This window comes from Nocardioides salsibiostraticola (genome assembly GCF_054783655.1).
This window is the reverse complement of the sequence record NZ_BAAGQD010000006.1, coordinates 248,599-262,538: the sequence shown is the minus strand read 5'-3', so window position 1 is coordinate 262,538 and position 13,940 is coordinate 248,599. Positions and strand designations below refer to the sequence as shown.

15 protein-coding genes are annotated in these 13,940 nt (G+C 68.1%); 8 read left to right on the top strand and 7 right to left on the bottom strand.

Annotation, left to right across the window (positions count from 1 at the left end):
- The first annotated feature begins 61 nt into the window (after positions 1 to 61).
- A complete protein-coding gene (locus ACYVLV_RS05425) occupies positions 62 to 940 on the top strand; it encodes an alpha/beta hydrolase family protein (RefSeq protein WP_460808281.1) in 879 nt (292 codons plus the stop codon).
- A gap of 6 nt (positions 941 to 946) precedes the next feature.
- On the opposite strand, the gene dmpG is transcribed toward ACYVLV_RS05425, so the two are convergent.
- Genes dmpG through ACYVLV_RS05410 form a run of 3 tightly spaced genes read right to left on the bottom strand, consistent with a single transcriptional unit; the run spans position 947 to position 3,788 of the window.
- Entirely contained in the window at positions 947 to 2,014 is a 1,068-nt protein-coding gene (gene dmpG, locus ACYVLV_RS05420) for a 4-hydroxy-2-oxovalerate aldolase (protein WP_460808280.1), read from the bottom strand.
- A 53-nt stretch (positions 2,015 to 2,067) separates the two neighbouring features.
- Positions 2,068 to 2,976 (bottom strand): acetaldehyde dehydrogenase (acetylating), encoded by a 909-nt coding sequence (locus ACYVLV_RS05415; protein WP_460808279.1) that lies wholly within the window; start codon positions 2,974 to 2,976, stop codon positions 2,068 to 2,070.
- A 5-nt stretch (positions 2,977 to 2,981) separates the two neighbouring features.
- The gene (locus tag ACYVLV_RS05410; protein WP_460808278.1) at positions 2,982 to 3,788 is read right to left on the bottom strand and encodes a 2-keto-4-pentenoate hydratase; all 807 of its coding nucleotides are present in this window, start codon (positions 3,786 to 3,788) and stop codon (positions 2,982 to 2,984) included.
- A gap of 78 nt (positions 3,789 to 3,866) precedes the next feature.
- Here ACYVLV_RS05410 and kstD point away from each other — a divergent pair, with 78 nt between their 5' ends.
- Entirely contained in the window at positions 3,867 to 5,555 is a 1,689-nt protein-coding gene (kstD, locus tag ACYVLV_RS05405; RefSeq protein ID WP_460808276.1) for a 3-oxosteroid 1-dehydrogenase, read from the top strand.
- The gene (locus tag ACYVLV_RS05400; protein WP_460808272.1) at positions 5,555 to 6,445 is read left to right on the top strand and encodes a MaoC/PaaZ C-terminal domain-containing protein; all 891 of its coding nucleotides are present in this window, start codon (positions 5,555 to 5,557) and stop codon (positions 6,443 to 6,445) included. Before kstD ends, ACYVLV_RS05400 begins: the two co-directional genes overlap by 1 nt.
- A gap of 132 nt (positions 6,446 to 6,577) precedes the next feature.
- On the opposite strand, the gene ACYVLV_RS05395 is transcribed toward ACYVLV_RS05400, so the two are convergent.
- Both ACYVLV_RS05395 and ACYVLV_RS05390 read right to left on the bottom strand, forming a co-directional pair.
- Positions 6,578 to 6,994: a glutaredoxin domain-containing protein gene (locus ACYVLV_RS05395; RefSeq protein WP_460808271.1), complete on the bottom strand. Its 417-nt coding sequence runs from the start codon at positions 6,992 to 6,994 to the stop codon at positions 6,578 to 6,580.
- A complete protein-coding gene (locus tag ACYVLV_RS05390) occupies positions 6,991 to 8,202 on the bottom strand; it encodes a DUF480 domain-containing protein (protein WP_460808269.1) in 1,212 nt (403 codons plus the stop codon). The genes ACYVLV_RS05395 and ACYVLV_RS05390 overlap by 4 nt, the downstream gene beginning before the upstream one ends.
- 40 nt (positions 8,203 to 8,242) lie before the next feature.
- Here ACYVLV_RS05390 and ACYVLV_RS05385 point away from each other — a divergent pair, with 40 nt between their 5' ends.
- Positions 8,243 to 8,950: a hypothetical protein gene (locus tag ACYVLV_RS05385; protein WP_460808266.1), complete on the top strand. Its 708-nt coding sequence runs from the start codon at positions 8,243 to 8,245 to the stop codon at positions 8,948 to 8,950.
- A gap of 28 nt (positions 8,951 to 8,978) precedes the next feature.
- Here ACYVLV_RS05385 and ACYVLV_RS05380 read toward each other — a convergent pair whose 3' ends face one another.
- The gene (locus tag ACYVLV_RS05380; protein WP_460808264.1) at positions 8,979 to 10,469 is read right to left on the bottom strand and encodes a cryptochrome/photolyase family protein; all 1,491 of its coding nucleotides are present in this window, start codon (positions 10,467 to 10,469) and stop codon (positions 8,979 to 8,981) included.
- A gap of 37 nt (positions 10,470 to 10,506) precedes the next feature.
- Here ACYVLV_RS05380 and ACYVLV_RS05375 point away from each other — a divergent pair, with 37 nt between their 5' ends.
- Positions 10,507 to 11,241, top strand: coding sequence for a dienelactone hydrolase family protein (locus tag ACYVLV_RS05375; RefSeq protein WP_460808263.1), 735 nt, complete (start codon positions 10,507 to 10,509; stop codon positions 11,239 to 11,241).
- A gap of 6 nt (positions 11,242 to 11,247) precedes the next feature.
- Here the strand turns inward: ACYVLV_RS05375 and ACYVLV_RS05370 are convergent, their stop codons facing one another.
- Positions 11,248 to 11,676 carry an MOSC domain-containing protein gene (locus tag ACYVLV_RS05370; RefSeq protein WP_460808261.1) on the bottom strand — a complete coding sequence of 143 codons (429 nt, stop codon included), beginning with the start codon at positions 11,674 to 11,676 and terminating at the stop codon, positions 11,248 to 11,250.
- Between the two features lie 101 nt (positions 11,677 to 11,777).
- On the opposite strand from ACYVLV_RS05370, the gene ACYVLV_RS05365 reads away from it, so the two are divergent.
- The 3 genes from ACYVLV_RS05365 to msrA all read left to right on the top strand — a co-directional run bounded on the left by ACYVLV_RS05365 (position 11,778) and on the right by msrA (position 13,865).
- Positions 11,778 to 12,221 carry a VOC family protein gene (locus ACYVLV_RS05365; protein WP_460808259.1) on the top strand — a complete coding sequence of 148 codons (444 nt, stop codon included), beginning with the start codon at positions 11,778 to 11,780 and terminating at the stop codon, positions 12,219 to 12,221.
- Complete coding sequence (locus ACYVLV_RS05360) at positions 12,118 to 13,236, top strand: RNA polymerase subunit sigma-70 (RefSeq protein WP_460808256.1); 1,119 nt, start codon at positions 12,118 to 12,120, stop codon at positions 13,234 to 13,236. Before ACYVLV_RS05365 ends, ACYVLV_RS05360 begins: the two co-directional genes overlap by 104 nt.
- Before the next feature lie 125 nt (positions 13,237 to 13,361).
- Positions 13,362 to 13,865, top strand: a complete 504-nt coding sequence (msrA, locus tag ACYVLV_RS05355; RefSeq protein WP_460808255.1) for a peptide-methionine (S)-S-oxide reductase MsrA — start codon at positions 13,362 to 13,364, stop codon at positions 13,863 to 13,865.
- The last annotated feature ends 75 nt before the right edge of the window (positions 13,866 to 13,940 follow it).

Below are 13,940 nucleotides of genomic sequence, written 5' to 3'. Positions count from 1 at the left end.
CGCGGCCCACTCGGGTGCCACCCGACCACCCGAACGACCCGCCTGGGATACCCTCCCGCGGGTGCACACCACACCCCGGATCCACCTCTCCCGCCGCGGGTTGGTGGCCGGTGCGGGCCTGACCGTCGGGGTCACCGCCGGGGTCACCGCACTGTCGGCGCCGGCGTACTCCGGCACGGTGCGGCAGCGGCGAGACTCCCTGCCCGGACAGGGAGAGGTCGTCTACGTCGTCCCGTCCGGTCTGCGGCGCGGCCAACGACTCCCCCTGGTGGTCTACCACCACGGCGCCGGGTCCCTGGCTCGCGACGACCTGGCTCTGCCGGGCATGGGTCGGCTGCTGCGACGGATCGCCGCGAACGGGTACTGCGTGGCCGTCGCGGACTTCGGCGGCAGCCTCTGGGGCAACGACCAGAACCACCGCTACATCGCCGAGGTGATCGACGCGGCTCGCCGCCACCTGGCCAGGAACGGCCCCGTCACTCTGCTGGGCAGTTCGATGGGCGCGGGCGCCGTGCTGTCCTTCGCCGGGCGCTACCCGGGACGCGTGCGCTCCGTGGTCGCCCTCCAACCCGCCCTCGACCTGCTCGACCTGAGCCGAAAGGGCTTCCGGGTCGATCAACGGTATCCGGGGGGCTACAGCAACCGCCGCTACGGCAAGCAGCACAGTCCGTTGATCCAGGCCGGCGTACGACACGGCGGCCGCGAGGGCCGTCGCAGTTTCGACGGCGTACCGATCCGGATCTACTACGGCACCGAGGACCACGTCAGCAACCCCGCCATCGTCCGCGAGTTCGCCCGACGGGTCGAGCGCGGGCGCGACCCGCAGGTCGACCTACAGCAGATCCGCGGCGCCGATCACGGAGACACGCTGGTGGGGCGGGTCCCCATCCAGGGTCTGGTGGGCTTCGTCGCAGGCCACCACCCACCCGGTCGCGTCTAGACCCGGCTACTGGTCCTGCTGGGCCTTCAGCATCAGCGCGATGTCGATGAGCTGGTCCTCCTGGCCACCGATCAGCTTGCGCCGCCCGGCCTCCAGCAGGATCTGCGCACCGGAGACGCCGTACCGATCCGCGGCATTCCCGGCGTGCTTGAGGAACGAGGAGTAGACCCCGGCGTACCCCATCATCAGGGTCATCCGGTCGAGCTTGCACTCCTCCGGCATGACCGGTCGGATGACGTCCTCGGAGGCGTCGACGATCTGCAGGAAGTCCACGCCGGTGTTCCAGCCGAGCTTGTCGCAGACCCCGATGAAGGCCTCCAGCGGCGTATTGCCCGCACCGGCACCGAAGCGGCGTACCGATCCGTCGATCTGGGTGGCGCCGGCCTTGGCGGCGATGATGGTGTTGGCCACGCCGAGGCCGAGGTTCTCGTGTCCGTGGAAGCCCACCGTGGCCACGTCGCCGATCTCGGCCACCACCGCGGAGACTCGATCCGCGGTCTGCTCCATGATCAAAGCACCGGCGGAGTCCACGACGTAGACGCACTGACAACCCGCGTCGACCATGATCCGGGCCTGCTTGGCGAGCACCTCGGGAGGCTGGGTGTGGCTCATCATCAAGAACCCGACGGTCTCCAGGCCGAGCTCCCGGGCGAGGCCGAAGTGTTGGATCGAGGTGTCGGCCTCGGTGCAGTGGGTGGCGATCCGGCAGATCTGTCCCCCGTTGTCCTGCGCGGCACGGATGTCGTCCTTCGTGCCGACTCCGGGCAACATCAGGAAGGCGATCTTGGCCTGCTTCGCCGTCTCCGCGGCGATCCGGATCAGTTCCTGTTCGGGGGTGCGGGAGAACCCGTAGTTGAACGACGATCCGCCCAGCCCGTCGCCATGGGCCACCTCGATGACCGGGATCCCGGAGGTGTCCAGGGCCTCGACGATGTCGTGGACCTCCTGGGCGGTGAACTGGTGGCGCTTGTGGTGAGACCCGTCGCGCAGGCAGGTGTCGGTGAGCCGCAGATCGAGGTCACCGCCGTGGGTCTGTTTCCAGGTGCGGGCCAGGGCGTTGCGTTCAGTGGTCATGTGAGTGCCTTCCGGTGGTGGTTTCGAGGCTCGTCGCTAGCGCTCCTCGCACCTCAACCAGCGCCTTGCGAGCGGGCGATGCTGTCCCCGACGCGGGCGGCGGCAGCGGTCATGATGTCGAGGTTGCCGGCGTACGGCGGCAGGAAGTCGCCGGCCCCTTCGACCTCGACGAAGACCGAGACCTTCATCTGGCCACGGGTCGCAGGTGAGGGGTCGTCGATCTGCGGGGGTTGCAGCAGTCGGTAGCCGGGGACGTACTCCTGGACCGCCTTCTCCATCTCGAAGACCGACGCGATGATCGCCTCGCGGTCCGCGTCCGGGTCGACGGCGCAGAAGATCGTGTCGCGCATGATCATCGGCGGGTCGGCGGGGTTGAGGATGATGATGGCCTTGCCCTGGCGGGCGCCGCCGATGGTCTCGACTCCCGCGGCCGTGGTCCGGGTGAACTCGTCGATGTTCGCGCGGGTTCCGGGTCCGGCCGACATGGAGGAGACGGACGCGACGATCTCGGCATACGACACGCCCTGGGGCCCTGCGGCCCGGGTGACTGCGGCGACCATCGGGATCGTGGCCTGACCGCCGCAGGTGATCATGTTGACGTTCATCGCGCCCACGTGCTCCTCGCCGTTGACCGGCGGGATGACCGCGGGGCCGACGGCGGCCGGGGTGAGGTCGATGGCTCGGATGCCCGCCTCGGCGTAGCGGGGGGCGTACTCGCGGTGCACGTAGGCCGAGGTCGCCTCGAAGATCAGGTCGGGCAGGACGTCCTGCTTGAGCAGCCAATCCACTCCCTCGTGGGAGGACTCCAGGCCCGACTCGGAGGCCAGTCGCAGTCCCTCACTGGAGGGATCGACGCCGATCATCCACCGTGGCTCGACCACACTGGAGCGCAGCAGTTTGTACATCAGATCGGTGCCGATGTTGCCGGGGCCGACGATGGCCGCAGTCAGTTTGGTGGGCATGGGTTCTACTCCTTGAACTCGACGTGCAGGGGGTCGAACCCACTGATCGTCGCCTCGACCCGGTCACCCGGGGCGAAGGGTACGAACGGGCCTAGGGCCCCGGACAAAATCAGGTGACCGGCGCGCAGGGGGTCGCCGAATCGGTAGGCCTGGACCGCGAGCCAGCGCAGGGCCTCGAGCGGATCACCGAGGCAGGCGGCGCCGTTCCCGGAGGAACGCTCCTCCCCGTTGATCGACAGCGACATCTCGACCTCACGGGGTTCGACCTCCGTCAACGGGCGCCCCTGGGTGCCCACGACGTAGAGGCCACTGGACGCGTTGTCGGCGACGGTGTCGGTGAACCCGATGTCCCAGGCCTCGATGCGCGAGTCGACGATCTCCAAGGCGGCGAACGCGACGTCAACCGCGTCCCGGACGAAGTCGAGCGTGATCTGTTCCTCGGTCTCGGGGGCGACATCACGCGACAACACGAAAGCGACCTCCGCCTCGACCCGTGGCTGGACGAGGGTGCCCATCGAGATCGGGTTCTGGTCGCTGACGTCCATGTCGTGCAGGAGGTAGCCGAAGTCCGGCTGATCCACGCCGAGTTGGTCCTGCACGGCCTTCGAGGTCGCGCCGATCTTGCGTCCGACCACTCGTGAGCCGCGCGAGATCCGCGCCTGCACCAGACCCTGTTGCACGGCGTACGCCGCGTCGAGGTCGTCGGTGCCGATGAGGTCACGCACGGCGGCACACGGAACCCGGGTGTCGGCGGCAGCGGACAGCCGCTCGACGGCGGCGCTGATGGCGGGGCGGGCGTCCTGGGAGGTCACGGTCGTCACCATAGAACGTGTTTCAGTTCGGCGCCAGAACGGGTCTCACTGAAGTAGAACCTGTTACAGTTTTGTCTCATGAGCAACCCTCCATCGCCCCTACCCAGCGAGGTGGACGTGGTCGTCGTGGGCGCAGGTGGTGCCGGGATGACCGCCGCCCTGTCCTCGGCGGTTGCGGGCCTCGACACGATCCTCGTCGAAAAGAGCGGCTACTTCGGTGGCACCACGGCGCGCAGCGGGGGCGGGGTGTGGATTCCCAACAACTACGCGCTGGTCGCCGCCGGCCAAAGTGATGACCCGGCGCTGTCGAAGCAGTACCTCGACGCCATCGTCGGGGACACCTCGCCGAAGCTGAACCGCGACACCTTCCTGGACCGCGGCGTCGAGGTCATGGACTTCATCAAACAACGCACACCCCTGCGCTTCACGTGGGTGCCCGACTACGCCGACTACCACCCCGAGGCGCCCGGCGGCCGGGTCAAGGGCCGCAGCGTCGAGCCGATCCCCATGGACTGCCGGTTCCTGGGCGAGGAGCTGGGCCGCCTGCACCCGCAGTACATGAACGCGCCCGCCAACCTGATCATCACGCAGGCCGACTACCGCAAGATCAGCCTCGGTCTCCGCACGTTCCGTGGTCCGTTGACCCTCATGAGAGCCGGTCTGAAGCGGTTCGTGAGTTTGATGCGCGGCCAGAAGATGTACGCCATGGGAAACGCCATCGCCATCGGCCTGCGCAAGGGTCTGATCGACGCGAAGGTTCCGGTCCACTACGACACCGAACTGGCCGACCTCGTGATCGAAGACGGGCGTGTGGTCGGAGTCCGGGTGCGCCGCGACGGCCAGGAGCAGGTCGTGCGGGCGCGCCGGGGAGTCATCCTCGGCAGCGGTGGGTTCGAGAAGAATCTCGAGCTGCGGGAGAAGTACCAGCCCAAGCCGACCTCGATCGACTGGTCCACGGCCTCCGAGTTCAACACCGGCGCCGGACTCGTCGCCGGCATCAGCGCCGGGGCCGACACCGCGCTGCTCGACGACTCGTGGTGGGGTCCCTCGATCCCGCTGCCCCGGGGACCCTGGTTCTGCCTGGCCGAGCGCAACCTGCCGGGCTCGCTGATCGTCAACCAGGACGGTCGGCGCTACATGAACGAGGCGCTGCCCTACGTCGAGGCCGTGCACGAGATCTACAAGGGTGAGGCGACAGGCGTGGGCCACGTCCCCTCCTGGATGATCATCGATCAGCGCTATCGCAACCGGTATCTCTTCGCGGGCCTCAGCCCGCGACAGCCCTTCCCCGGACGCTGGTACAAGCACGGGGTCGTCAAGAAGGCCGCCACGATCGCAGAGCTCGCGGGAGAGATCGACGTACCGTCCGAGGTCCTGACCCAGACGCTCGGACGCTTCAACGGCTTCGCCCGCAGTGGCGTCGACGAGGACTTCCACCGGGGAGAGAGCGCGTACGACCGCTACTACGCCGACCCCCGGGTCAAGCCCAATCCCTCCTTGAACACCATCGACGAGGGACCGTTCTACGCGGTGAAGATCGTTCCGGGAGACCTGGGCACCAAGGGCGGGCTCGTCACTGACGAGAGGGCCCGGGTGCTGCGTGAGGACGGTTCCGTGCTCGAGGGCCTGTACGCCGCAGGAAACTGTTCGGCCGCGGTGATGGGGCGGACCTACGCCGGCCCCGGTGCGACCATCGGTCCGGCGTTGACCTTCGGCTACCTCGCCGCCCAGGACATCGCCAGCACGCCAGTCAAGGAGACCACCTGATGCCCATCGATCCTCACGTCGCCGTCGGCGCCGACCTCGGCAGCGTCGAGTTCTCCTGGAACCAGAGCGACGTCCTGCTCTACCACCTCGGGATCGGAGCCGGCGCCCGTCCCGGGGACAACCTCTCCCCCACGGCCCTCGCCTACACCCTGGACGGTCCGAACCTCCAAGTGCTGCCCAGCTTCGGCGTCGTCGCGCCCTCCTTCCACGAGACCGATCCCCCGCCGCTGGACCTCCCGGGCTGCGACATCAATCTCGCTCAGGTCGTGCACGGTTCGCAGTCGATCAGCCTCGCCGGTCCGTTGCCCACGTCGGGCACCGCGACGGTGAGCACCCGGATCAGTCAGATCTGGGACAAGGGCAAGGCCGCGGTCATCTGGCAGGAAGGAGTCGCTACCGACGCCTCCGGCACCGAGTTGTGGACCGTTCGCTCCTCGATCTTCGTCAAGGGTGAAGGCGGTTGGGGCGGTGACCGGGGATCAGCGGTTCCCGTCGAGGTCCCCGACCGCGCACCCGACACCGAGACGACGTACGCCGTCACCCCCCAGCAGGCGATGCTCTACCGCCTGTGTGGCGACCGGAACCCCCTGCACGCCGACCCGGAGTTCGCGAAGGCTGCGGGCTTTCCGGCCCCGATCCTGCACGGGTTGTGCTCCTACGGCATCGTGCTGCGCGAACTCACCGATGCCCTGCTCGACGGCGACGCGACCCGAGTGTCCGGCTTCGGCGCGAAGTTCGCCGGGGTGATCTTCCCCGGGGAAACGATCCGGGTCCGCGGTTGGCAGGAGAACGGTCAGATCATCGCCACGGCGACGGTGGCCGGCAACAGCCCGGACGACACCCGCGATGGTGCACCGGTTCTGGCCGACTGCGTCCTCACCCTCGCCTGATCCCTCACGAAGTTCGCCAATTGGGGCGCCGAAGTTCGGCGAATGGGAACGGGCGCGATCTCGCGTCCCCATCTTCCGGACTTCGCGTCCCCATCTGACGAACTTCGCGGGGCCATTTGGCGGACTTCGTGGTTAGACGGGGAGGCGGGACCTGACCCAGGACGGGTCGGGATTGGTGCGGGTCTCCTCGCCGAGGAACACCGTCGGCACCGTCTCGTTGCCGGCGTTGACGCTACGGACCCGAGCCGCCGCATCGGCGTCCCGAGAGATGTCGACCCAGACGGCGCCGCGACCGGACAGCCCCAGCGACACACGCAGCCGTAGGCAGAACGAACACCCCGGACGCCAGTAGATCGCGGGGACTCCGCGTTGCGCGGCCTCCTGACCGGCCCGGTCACCCGGGGAACGGGGGAACGGCAAGGGTGAGAGTCCGAAGGCGAACACCAGAAGCGCCCCACCGAAGAAGACGGCGCTGACCCCCGGGTCCGCGCCGATCACCGCCGCTGCGGCGAGCACCATCGCCACCGACGCGGCCCACCGCGCGATCACGGGGTGCGTCCCAGGACGAAGGCCCGGTCGGAGTTCTCACCGTGTCGGGTCATCGCACCGCGTTGGTACCACTCGATGTCGATGAGTCCCGCGGCCTCCATGGCGGCGACGACCTCAGGGACCTCGTGCTGGACGACGTCGAGGTCGATGTCGGTGTCGAGCCACGAGTCCGCGTGGAGTACGCCGGAGCCCGCATGCGCGGCGACGACCAGCGTCCCGCCCGAGGCCAGGGGACGGACCAACGCCGCGACGGCCGCCGGCAGTTCGGAGGCGGCCAGGTAGATCAGTGAGTACCACGCGACCACCGCCGACCAGCCCTCACTGGTCACCGGCCGCATGAGGCGACGCAGGTCGCCGATCTCGAAGGTCAGCCCGGGATGGCGGCGCCGTGCCTGCTCGATCATGGCGGGTGAGAGGTCGAGGCCACTGGCCTGCGCGCCCGCAGCGGCCAGGTACGCCGTCACGTGGCCGGGCCCGCAACCCACCTCGACGATCGGTCCACCAGCGGCCTCCGCCGCGACCCGATCCAGAAGCCACCGCTCGAAGGGCAGTCCGACCTCGAACTCGTCGGAGAACTTCTCGGCGTACGGCGCGGCAATCGCGTCCATGCTGTGACGGACCCGTTCGGTGCGGGCCTCCTCTCCGTCGCGGAGCACGTTCTCCCGCTCGTCGGCGATCGGGTCGTTCGACGCGGTCGGCTCCTCGACCGCTCCGAGGAGATGCACCCAGCGGTGGTCCTGCTCGCGCGGTCGCTTGGGCTGCTCGGCGACCAGGGGCGCTTCACGGGCCGCCATTCGGGCCAGGCACGCCGCCACCTCCTCCCGGTCGCCGAACGTGTGCAACCGCTCGGTTCGGGACTTCAGTGCACCCGGCGCCTGCGCCCCACGCAGCATGAGCACCGTGAGCAGCGCCCGCTCGTCCGGGGCAAGGTCGAGGCGCACGGCGATGGTCTGGACGTACTTCATGGTGCGCCGACCGGTGTCGGACCAGGTCACGGCGACGAGATCCTTCTCCTTCAGCGACCGCAGGGTGTCGTGCACGTGCCGCTCGTCGTACTCGACGACCGGCTCCCGACTGCTGGACTGGTTGCAGGCGGTGCGGACCGCATTGACCGACATCGGGTAGCTGCCGGGCACGGTCACCTCCTTCTCCAGGAGGCTGCCGAGCACCCGCTGCTCGTCGCCGGTCAGATCAGGAAGGTCGCTCACAGCGTCGAGCCTAGTGGCGAGCAGGTGGGAAGATCTCGGGATGGACCACGACGAGGCTTTCGCCGCATTGGTCGAAGGTTTCACGGCCGCATTGGGCGACAACGCTGTCGGGCTCTACGTCCTCGCGTCGGAGTCGGCCTTCCTGGGCGTGACCCGGTCCCGGGTGGAGCGCGCCGGTGAGGATTCCCTGCGCGGCCTCCACCGCACCATCGCGTCGGAGACGCTCGAGGGCAGCTACGCCCCGGTCGCCGACCTGCGCAGTCCGATGAGCCTGGGACGCTCCTGGTTGCGGGTCAGTCCGGGCAGCCGGGAGCTGATGTCCTCACCCCACGACAACACCGCTCATCGTCGGTGGCAGTTCCGCGACGAAGCCACGACGCTGCTGGGCCCACCGCCCCGGGACGTCCTCCACGAGGTCGACGGCCGCGTCCTGCGGGCCGAGGCCGTCGGTCTCGTCAGATTCCGCGCCGAGGAGATCGAGGAGCACCCCGAGTTGTTGCGCGATCCCGCGTTTCGGGTGGAGCTCGTCCTCGACCTGAGCTTCGTCCTGCACACCGCCGTCCGGGGCGCGGTGCTACGAGGCAGTGCTGCCGCTCACTGGGCCCGTGACGAAGTGCTCGATCGGGAGCGGGTCGTGGTGGACGCGGTGCTGGCTGGATCTTCTCCCGAGGCTCCAGCTACGAGGTCCTTCGCCTGGGAGGTCCACCGGTTGGCGGGAGCTGCCGCGCTGAGACTTCGGGAGCACTGAGCAGACCCGAGAGGCTAGATCCGAGACGCTAGGCGAGCCAACGGTTGGCCCGGCGGGCGTGGGTCGCCTTCTTCTCCGGGGCCATGTTGTCGTAGAGGCTGGCGATCATCGAGGAGCGGTGATTGCTCCGGAACACGTCCTCGTGGTCGCGCACGAAGGTCCAGTAGAGGGCGTCCCAGTCCGCCGCCCAGTCGCTCCCCCACCCGGCTGAGCCGTAGTCGCTCATCTTCTTCAGGTAGTTGCTGCCGGAGACGTACGGCTTGGTCGTGATGGCCTCACCTGCCGCGAACTGCGACATCGCGTAGACATTCGGGACCATCACCCAGTCGTAGGCGTCCACGAACATCTCCATGAACCACTCGTAGACCTCGTCGGGGTCCACCCGGAGCAGGGACATCGCGTTGCCCAGGACCATCAGTCGCTCGATGTGATGGGCGTAGCCGTGCTCCAACACGCGTTCGAGCACGTGGTCGATCGGCGCCAAACCGGTCTTCGCGGTCCACCACCCCTCACTCAGCGGGCGGCCGTGGTCGAGCCGGTTGCGGGTGCGCATCGCGCGACCGTGGTGGACGTAGGTCGCGCGCATGTATTCACGCCAGCCGATGATCTGCCGGACGAAACCCTCCAACGACGCCAGGGGTACGTCGTCCCGCTCACCCACCTCGAGCGAGCGGCGCAGGATCCGAAGCGGTGAGATGAGGCCGATGTTGAGGCCCGGAGTCAGCAGCGAATGGAAGACGAAGGGCTGCGAGACCGACAACGCGTCCTCGTAGGGACCGAACTCGTGGAAGCGGGTGGCCAGGAAGTCCTCGAGACCCGCCTCCGCCTCCGCGTGGCTGGTGGGCCAGGCGAAGGCGTCGGGATTGCCCGGGTTGTCCGGGAATGCGCGCTTGACCCACGCGATGGCGTCGGTGACCTCGGGGTGTCGTTCGTGGGTGAGCGGCTCGGGGACGAGGTGGTGCTTGGGGAGCTTCTTGCGGTTGTCCTCGTCGAAGGACCACTGCCCTCCGACGGGTTCGCCGTCTTCGACCAGCACCTCGAGGCGACGTCGCTGCCAGGTGTAGAACGTCTTCATCCGGGGGCGGGCGGAGCCCTCGAAGAAGTCGGCCAACTGCCGCCGGGTTGTCAGGAAGTTCGGCGATTCCAGGACGTCGTCCGCACGCAGTTCGATCCCGACGTCAGCCAGTGCGCCCCGGAGGTCCTGACCGAGCCAGTCGTCGACCACGTCGTACGCCGTGACGCGCGTCGGATCGAGGCGTTGCAGGACCTTCGCGACAGCGGCGCGACTGCTGGTCCGACCGTCGGTCTCGACGTACTCGACCTCGAAGCCGCCGTCGGCAAGACGGGCTGCGAAACGCTTCATGCTGGCCCGGTGCAGGACCAGCTTCTGGGTGTGGAAGCGGTACTGGCGGAACATCAGATCGTGCTCGACGAGTACGAAGACGGTCGAGGAATCGGCGTCGAGATGTGACTCGAAGAGCTGATGGGGCAACACCAGTCGAACGACTCGGTCGGACATGGCACCACGGTAGCCGCGGCGTCACTACTCTCGGCCCATGAGCCTCCTCGCCTCCTGGACCGCGTCCGAGCACACCGCCGACGGCAAGACGTTCCCGATCTATCGCAAGGGCTCCGGCCCCGGGGTCATCGTCATCCACGAGATCCCCGGTCTCACCGACAAGGTGATCGGCTTCGGCGAGGAGGTGGTGGCGGCCGGCTACACCGTGGTGATGCCCAGCCTGTTCGGAACCCCGGAGGCCCCGTTCGGCCCGGGCGCGATCGCGAAGGTGCTGCCGAAGGTGTGCATCAGTAAGGAGTTCACCAAACTCGCGACTCGCGAGACCACGCCGATGGCCGATTGGCTGCGCAGCCTGGCCCGCGAACTGCACGGCGAGTTGGGCGGCCCGGGGGTGGGCGCACTCGGGATGTGCTTCACCGGCGGATTCGCCCTGGCCATGATGGTCGACGAGTCCGTGGCCGCCCCTGTCCTGTGTCAGCCCTCGGTGCCGTTCAGTATCGGCAAGGACCGGTCGGCCGACCTGAACCTCTCACCGGCCGATCTCTCGGCGGTCAAGAACCGAGCGGCGGCCGGGTGCCAGGTCCTGGGTCTCCGGTTCACCGGCGACTCGGCGGTCGGCACCCGTTTCCAGACCCTCACTGACGAGATCGGCGACGCCTTCATCAAGGTCGAATGGCCCGGCAAGCAGCACTCGACCGTCACCGAACACCGGCAGCAGGAGGGAGTCGACCGGGTCCTCGCCTTCTTCGCGGAGAAGCTCCGCGCTGCCTGAACCGCCTCAGAGTTCGACCGGGTCCCCGACGGCGACGAACCCACCCTCGAGGACCCGACAGACCGATCCGGCCCGTCGACGTAGTGCACCCTGCGCGCCCGGTCCGATGGTGTCGTCGAGGAGTTTGCACGGCGCCGCGACCCGCACCACTTCGAGCAGTACGTCGCCGATCCTGATCCTTGCCCCGGGGTCGCGGGGAACCACACCCTCGGAGACCGTCAGGTTGCGGCGCGTGAGCGCGACAGGGATGTCCCGACCGAAGATCTCGATCGCCTCGGTGATGGACTCGGCGCTCTGGATCGTCACGTGCCGGTGCTTGGTGCCGTGGTAACGGTCGCCCACGATGCCCGTACCGGCCTCGATCTCCACGGCGTCGACCGCTCGCATCGGTAGGCGGGTCGCTTTGGCGATGTGGACCGAGGCGATCGTGGGCACGGCAGAAGGCTACGGGTGGACCGATGAGATTCGGTGGTGGTGCCGGTCGATACCTCTGACGACGACGCCACGGGGCGTCGTACCCATCCAAGGAGAGCGCCATGACCACCTCGACCGTCCAGACCCGCACCCACCAGATGATCTTCGTCAACCTCCCCGTGGCCGACCCTCAGCGCAGCCGCGACTTCTTCACCGCACTGGGCTACGGCTTCAACGAGGAGATGTGCAACGAGGAGGCGCTGGCCCTCGAACTCGGTCCGAACCACTACGCCATGTTGCTGCAGACCGAGTTCTTCGGACGGTTCCACGACGAGCAGGTCGCCTCGGAGGGCCACCACGAGGTGCTGACCTGTCTCTCGTGCGAAAGCCGCGAGGAGGTTGACGCCATCGTCGACCGAGCGGTCGAATGCGGAGGTCACCAGATCCGCAAGGAGGAGCACGGTGACTTCATGTACGGCCGTTCGTACACCGACCTCGACGGTCACATCTGGGAGATCATGTGGATGGACGTCGACAAGGCGCGTACGGCGGGGGCCTTCGGCTGATCAGCAACCGGCAATCAGCACTCACCAATCGGGAAGCGGGGAGCAAACAATGGAGACGGACTTCGAGGCCGCGACGACGCCGTTGCGGCGAGAGTTGTTGGCGCACTGCTACCGCATGATGGGCTCCGCGGTCGATGCCGAGGACCAGGTGCAGGAGACCTATCTGCGGGCGTGGCGGGCCTTCCACGACTTCGATGGCCGTTCGTCGATCCGCACGTGGATGTATCGCATCGCCACCAACGCCTGTCTCAACGCGTTGTCGTCCGCCTCGAAGCGGGTCCTGCCCACCGGCCTGGGTGCCCCGGCGGGTGACCCGCAGGCTCCCATCGCGCCGCGCCCGGAGGTGTCCTGGCTCGAGCCGCTGCCCGATGCCGTCCTGTGGCAGAGCGCCGCGCCCAGCCCGGAGGAGGAGCTGCTCGGCCGGGAGAACGTGACCCTGGCCTGGACGGCGGCGCTGCAGGATCTGCCACCCAACCAGCGGGCGGTCCTGCTGTTGAAGGAAGTCATGGGACTCAGTGCAGCCGAGGTCGCCGAGACGTTGCAGACGTCGGTCGCATCGGTGAACTCTGCGCTGCAGCGGGGTCGCGCCACGATCGGGGACGGGCTGACCGAGCCCGCGGCGGTCGATGAGAGGGTCGAATCGAAGGCGGTCGCGGCGTTCGTCGACGCCTTCGAGCGACACGACTTCGACGCGGTGGTCGCGGCGCTCGCAGAGGACACCACCTGGCAGATGCCCCCCTTCGACAGGTGGTACCACGGTTCCCGCGCAGCGGCGGTGTTGTCCTGGACCCACTGCCCGGCCAACGAGCCCGGAGATCTGCGGTTCCGGACCACCCGTCTCAACGGTGGCCCCGGGGTGGGGATGTACCTACGCAAGGGACGTCAGTGGGAGGCCTTCCAACTCCAGGCCCTGCAGGTCGGGGCCGACGGTCTGATCAACGACGTCGTCGGCTGGTTCGAACCGCACCTCTTCCGCCTCGCCGGGTTACCTCTCGTGCTGGAACCCAGCGGCTGAGCCGCCGAGAGCGAGGATTTCCGCGACCGGAACATCCGAGCCCCCTGGCTGGTTGTAGGACGTGAACGCCACGGCGAGATGTCCAGGCTGCGGCGTCTCAACCACCCGCTCGGAGGAGAAGACTGATGACCGTTGACCAACGTGCCGTGCTGGCCGGCGGCTGCTTCTGGGGAATGCAGGACCTGATCCGGCAACAGGCCGGTGTCATCACGACCCGTGTCGGCTACACCGGTGGCACCGCCGAGAACGCGACGTACCGTAACCATGCCGGTCACGCGGAGGCGATCGAGATCGAGTTCGACCCGGACGAGACGTCCTACCGCGAACTGTTGGAGTTCTTCTTCCAGATCCACGACCCCTCGACCCACGACCAGCAGGGCAACGACATCGGCGACAGCTACCGGTCGGCGATCTTCTACGTCGACGACGAGCAGAAGGCCGTCGCCCTCGAGACCATCCAGGACGTCAACGCCTCCGGCCTGTGGCCCGGCGAGGTCGTCACCGAGGTCACCCCGGTGGGCGACTTCTGGGAGGCCGAGCCGGAGCACCAGGACTACCTGGAGCGCATCCCCCACGGGTACACCTGCCATTTCCCGCGTCCGGACTGGCGGCTCCCCACCTCGAACTGACCGGGAACTGACCGGGAACTGACCGGGAACTGACCTGCACCTGACCGACTCCGTTCGGGTGGGGGCATCGGGTCA

Coding starts and splice junctions, on each gene's coding strand:
- dmpG (WP_460808280.1), bottom strand. CDS start 2,014: ATGACCACTGAACGCAACGCCCTGGCCCGCACCTGGAAACAGACCCAC.
- ACYVLV_RS05415 (WP_460808279.1), bottom strand. CDS start 2,976: ATGCCCACCAAACTGACTGCGGCCATCGTCGGCCCCGGCAACATCGGC.
- kstD (WP_460808276.1), top strand. CDS start 3,867: ATGAGCAACCCTCCATCGCCCCTACCCAGCGAGGTGGACGTGGTCGTC.
- ACYVLV_RS05400 (WP_460808272.1), top strand. CDS start 5,555: ATGCCCATCGATCCTCACGTCGCCGTCGGCGCCGACCTCGGCAGCGTC.
- ACYVLV_RS05385 (WP_460808266.1), top strand. CDS start 8,243: ATGGACCACGACGAGGCTTTCGCCGCATTGGTCGAAGGTTTCACGGCC.
- ACYVLV_RS05380 (WP_460808264.1), bottom strand. CDS start 10,469: ATGTCCGACCGAGTCGTTCGACTGGTGTTGCCCCATCAGCTCTTCGAG.
- ACYVLV_RS05375 (WP_460808263.1), top strand. CDS start 10,507: ATGAGCCTCCTCGCCTCCTGGACCGCGTCCGAGCACACCGCCGACGGC.
- ACYVLV_RS05365 (WP_460808259.1), top strand. CDS start 11,778: ATGACCACCTCGACCGTCCAGACCCGCACCCACCAGATGATCTTCGTC.
- msrA (WP_460808255.1), top strand. CDS start 13,362: ATGACCGTTGACCAACGTGCCGTGCTGGCCGGCGGCTGCTTCTGGGGA.